The organism is Streptomyces sp. NPDC059455, from assembly GCF_042750115.1.
Taxonomy (GTDB): Bacteria; Actinomycetota; Actinomycetes; order Streptomycetales; family Streptomycetaceae; genus Streptomyces; species Streptomyces endocoffeicus.
In genome coordinates this window covers 1-4894 of the sequence record NZ_JBHYVB010000393.1, presented here as the reverse complement: position 1 = coordinate 4894, position 4894 = coordinate 1, and the positions used below count along the sequence as shown (strand labels likewise).

Below are 4894 nucleotides of genomic sequence, written 5' to 3'. Positions count from 1 at the left end.
GGCACCATTGTGGCTGGGCGCGCCGGTCCCCGCGCCCCTTCGGGGCGTCATTCGATGTGCTCAGCGCCCGGCGGCCCCGGCCGTGAAGACGGCGACCGTGCGGCCGGGGACGGTGAAGGTGCCGGTCGTGCGCTCGTAGCCGGACGTCCTCACCGTGGCGTCGGCGCCGTGCGCCTGGACCGGGTGGAGGGCGTACGGGGTCCCGGCCAGGGCGGGGACGGTCTGCGACCGCCGGGACGGGGTGGCGTTGAAGACCACGACGAGCCGGCCGAGCCGCATGGTGATGACGCCCGGCGTCTCCCCGGTCCCGGACAGCGGGAAGGACAGCGCCTGCCGCACCCCCTCCGCCGTGCTCTGGCTGAACGCCTTCTCGGTGGTGCGGATCCGCAGCAGATCCCGGTAGGCCGCCGAGGCACCCGTGATCTCGGGACAGCCGGGGCGTACCGCGGGGTTGGTCAACAGGGGCTTGGCGTAAGGCCACTTGGACTCGTTGTCCGCCGCCGGGGGCAGCCCCCGGCCGAAGCCGTTGCCGGACGCGCAATCCCAGTTGATGGCGTTGAACCAGTCCCCGCTGTCGAAGGAGTTGCGGTCCAGTGACTTCGAGCGCAGCAGATCGGTGCCCGCCTGGCTGAGCGCCGGCCCCTGGGAGAGGGTGGCGGTGGCCAGGGCCACCACCTGCGCCCTGGCCCGGTCGGCGGCCGAGGTGGTGGCGGGGAGTTTGTAGGCGAGCGCGTCGTAGAGGGTCTCGTTGTCATGGGCGTCGGCGTAGGCGAGCGCGTCGCCGGGGGCGGCGGCGTAACCGGCCGGGGAGCCGTTGTAGTCGACTTCGGAGCCCTTGACCCGGCGTCCGCCGGTGTCGGTGAAGGTGTAGTCGGCGAGGTTGCCGGAGAGCCCGACCTTGATCAGGTCCTGGGCGTGCAGCAGCCGGGCCCGCTGCTCGTCCCGGCCGCCGTTGGCCGGTGAGCCGTTGGGGTCGGTGAAGAGACCGGAGGCGAAGCCCTGGACGCGGGGGTCCTCGTCGAACGGCCCACCGCCGCGCACCGCGTCCCGCGCCCGGTCGCTGAAGGTGGCGATGCCGGTGCCGGCCATGTTGCGCTGGGTGGCCTGGACGAAGCGGGCGTCGTCGGCCGCCTCGCCGAAGTTCCAGCCCTCGCCGTAGAGGATGATCGACTTGCCGTCCACCCCGTCCTTGGCGGGGGTCAGGGCGTCGAGGGCCTTGCGTACGGCCAGGATGTTGGCCTTGGGGTGGTGGCCCATGAGGTCGAAGCGGAAGCCGTCGACCTTGTACTGCCTGGCCCAGGTGACGATCGAGTCCACCACCAGCTTGCCCATCATCGCGTGCTCGGGCGCGGTGCCGGGGCAGCAGGTGGAGGTGGCCACGCCGCCGTCGTCCAGCAGCCGCTGGTAGTAGCCGGGCACGATGCGGTCGAGCACCGACTTGTCGTCCTGTCCCGCGGCCACGGTGTGGTTGTAGACCACGTCCATGACGGTGCGCAGCCCGGCGTGGGCCAGCCCCTGCACCATTCGCCGGAACTCGCGGGTGCGGGCCGGACCGTCCGGGTCGCTCGCGTAGGACCCCTCCGGCACGGTGTAGTGCAGCGGGTCGTAGCCCCAGTTGTAGCCGTCCCTGCCGGCGGTCCCGGCCACGCACTTCTGCTGCTGGTCGGAGTCGGCGGGCAGGGCGGCCAGATCGCAGCCGGGCCGGGCCTGGTCGGACCGCCGCTCCGGGACGGTGCCGAAGTCGAACGCGGGCAGGAGGTGGACGTACGAGGTACCGGACCGGGCCAACCGCGTGAGGTGCCGCATCCCGTCCGAGCCGCGGTCGGTGAAGGCGAGGTACTGGCCGGGGTGGGCGCTGGTGCGGTCCGCGATGGAGAAGTCGCGGATCTGCAGCTCCTGGATGCGGGCGTCGCGCAGCGGGACGGCCTTGGGCTTCTTCAGCGACGCCCAGCCGGCGGGGGCGAGCCGGGGATCGGACAGATCGGTGACCAGGCTGCGGGCGGAGTCGGCGGTCAGGGCGGTGGAGTAGGGGTCGGTGACCTCGTTGGTGACGGTCTTCCCGACGCTCGGCGCCCAGACCCGGGCCCGGTAGCGGTACGGCTTCTCCCGCCAGTCGGGGCTCCCGGTCACGCTCCACACCCCACTGCCGGGGTCCCGGCGCATGGCGACGGTGCGCCCGTCGAGGTCGAGCGACACGTTTTGGGCGGTCGGCGCCCAGACGGAGAGGGTGGGGCGGCCGCCGTGGAAGACCGGGCCGAGGCGGGCCCGGCGCGCCCGGTCGGCGTAGAGGTCGTCCAGCACGCCGGGGATCTGCACCCCGGTGCGGTGCAGTACGTGGTCACGGTCGTCGGCCGCGCGCTGGACGGCGGTGAGCGGGCCGCGCAGCGCCGTGGCGGCCTTGTCACGGTCGCGCGGATCGAGCCGATACGCGGGGCGGTCGGCCAGATGCGGGTAGGCGGCCTTCTGTGCGTCGGTCAGGGCGGCCGGGGCCAGCCGCAGCGTACCGCCGTCCGCGAAGCGCAACTCCTCGGCGGTCGCGGCGGTGTGCTCGACCTTCCAGACGACGGTGGCGCGATCGATCCACTGCGCCTCGGCGGTGGCGGCCTGAGCCTTGGTGGCCTGAGTCTTGGTGGCCGCGGCCTGAGCCTTGGTGGCGGCCCGCGCGGTCTGCGAAACGGCGGGCACGGCCGCCGCACCCAGCGCCAGGGTGGCGAGCGCGGCGGCGGTGCGGAAGAGGGGGGGTCTCGGGGGTTTCATGGGGCTGGTGGCTCCTTGAGGTGTGGTGTGGATGTGGGCTCTGCGCCCACATCCCCGGGCGGGGCCGCCCCAGCCCGCCCGCGGAGCGGGGAAGACTTCGAGGCGGCGCCCGAGGCGGAACCCCGGTGCCCGGGGCAGAGGCACGGCCCGGGACGATGCCAGGTGCCGGAGGCGATGCCCGGGCGGGGGCGGGGGCGGAGCCCGAGCCGGAACCCGGGGCCCGAGGCAGTGGCAGAACCCCGGGCCCAAGCCGGAACCCCGAGCCCGGGGCAGGGGCAGAACCCGAGCCGGAACCCGGAGCCCGAGGCAGTGGCAGAACCCCGGGCCCAAGCCGGAACCCCGGGCCCGCCGGTGAAGGCGGCGGCCTACCCGCAGCTACGGGCACCCGTGTGCAGGGCCACCGCCGTATTCGCGCCCAACGTGGCGGTGAACTGGCCCGAGGAGTCGACCGCGACGGACTTGCCGCTCTGGATGTCGCAGTAGCCGCCCGCCGGGAGCGAGGTCTGGAAGGTCCGAGTGAGGGAGCCGCTCTCGTGGTTGATGGCCACGTACGCCTTGTCGCCGCGGCCGAACGCGATGGCGTTGTTGCCGTTGTCCCACCAGTTGGTCACCGAGGCGCCCCGGGCCGTGTTGCGGAAGGCGACCATGCTCATGATCTCGGGCCATTTGTGCTGGCACTTCCAGCCGTCCTGGTAGCAGGCGCCCACCGCGCCACCGTTCGGCGGGCCCGCGTCGTTGTCGCTGAACTCGTAGCCGGAGTGGACGTCCGGGGAGCCGTAGGGCCAGGCCAGCATGAAGACGTTGGCCAGGGTGTAGTCGGCGCCGTTCTTGTAGGTGAGGGTCGAGCCGTTGCGCTCGGTGTCCCAGTTGTCGACGAAGACACCGGACTGGCCGCTCGCCATATGGCCCCAGCCCTCGCCGAAGTTCTTCAGATACGCCAGCTTCTCGCTCTGGAACACCCGCTTGAGGTCCCGGCCGTAGCGGAACTCCTGCACATCGCCGTTGCGCAGATACTCCGTCGGGGAGACCGCCTCGCCCTCGCCGTAGATGACCTCCTGCTTCCAGTAGACGCCGGGGTCGCTCAACTGGCTCTTGATGGCGGCCAGATCCTCCGCCGGGATGTGCTTGGCGCCGTCGACACGGAAGCCGTCGACGCCGAGCGAGAGCAGGTCGTTGAGGTACTGCGCGAGCCGGGTGCGGACGTACTCCTCACCGGTGTCCAGGTCGGCGAGGCCCACCAGCTCGCAGTGCTGCACATTCCAGCGGTCCTGGTAGTTGCTGATCTGCGCGGTGCAGTCGTCCATGTCCTGGGGCTGATAGATCCCGGGGTAGTCGTACTTGGTGTACGAGGAGCCGCCGGTACCGGTGCCGGATCCGGCGGACATGTGGTTGATGACAGCGTCGGCGACAACCTTCACGCCCGCGGCGTGGCAGGTGTCGACCATGTTCTTGAAGGCGGTACGGTCGCCGAGCCGCCCGGCGATCTTGTAGCTGACGGGCTGGTAGGAGGTCCACCACTGGCCGCCCTGGATGTGCTCGGTGGCCGGGGACACCTCGACAAAGCCGTACCCGGCCGGGCCGAGGGTGCTGGTGCACTCCTTGGCGACGGAGTCGTACTTCCACTCGAAGAGCTCGGCGGTGACGTCCTTGGTGCCGGGCGGTGTCGCCCGCGCGGTCTGGGGCAGTGCGACGAGCGTCACCGCGCTCGCCGCGAGGGCGAGCGCGGTGGCGAGGGGGATGCGGCTGCTGGCCATCGTTCCTCCGTGGGGGGAGTTCGGGGGTGCCGATTCAGCCTCGTACGGCAACGCGCCATGCCCGTAAGGCCAGTTGAAGGTTCTTGCTGCAAGACGTCAGTGGTGGGGTGGTGTCGGGACCGTACTCGCGAGTTTTCGTTGTTGCAAGACCTTTCGCAAGCAATTGCGGCGGTGTTACGTTCAACCACGTTCTCCGGTCCGGCCGGCCGGGGGTCCGGTCAACGGGCCCCACGCGCCCGGCCGGTCGGATCGGGTTTGCCACGGGGTGTCCAGCGTGCGGACCACGCGGCGGAGCCGCAGATCGACAAGTCCCCCTCCAGGTCGCGGATAAACCGCTCCGCTCCCACGAGCACAGCGGGCAGAGCGTGGTGCGGGGGAGGGTG

General features: G+C 71.7%; 2 protein-coding genes. Both read right to left on the bottom strand.

All coding sequences use genetic code 11. The features are described 5' to 3' along the window. Positions 1–60 precede the first annotated feature (60 nt). Positions 61–2757 (bottom strand): pullulanase-type alpha-1,6-glucosidase, encoded by a 2697-nt coding sequence (pulA, locus tag ACFXB5_RS52660; protein WP_385223017.1) that lies wholly within the window; start codon positions 2755–2757, stop codon positions 61–63. A 365-nt stretch (positions 2758–3122) separates the two neighbouring features. Beyond that, positions 3123–4511: an alpha-amylase family protein gene (locus tag ACFXB5_RS52655; protein WP_385223014.1), complete on the bottom strand. Its 1389-nt coding sequence runs from the start codon at positions 4509–4511 to the stop codon at positions 3123–3125. Positions 4512–4894 lie beyond the last annotated feature (383 nt).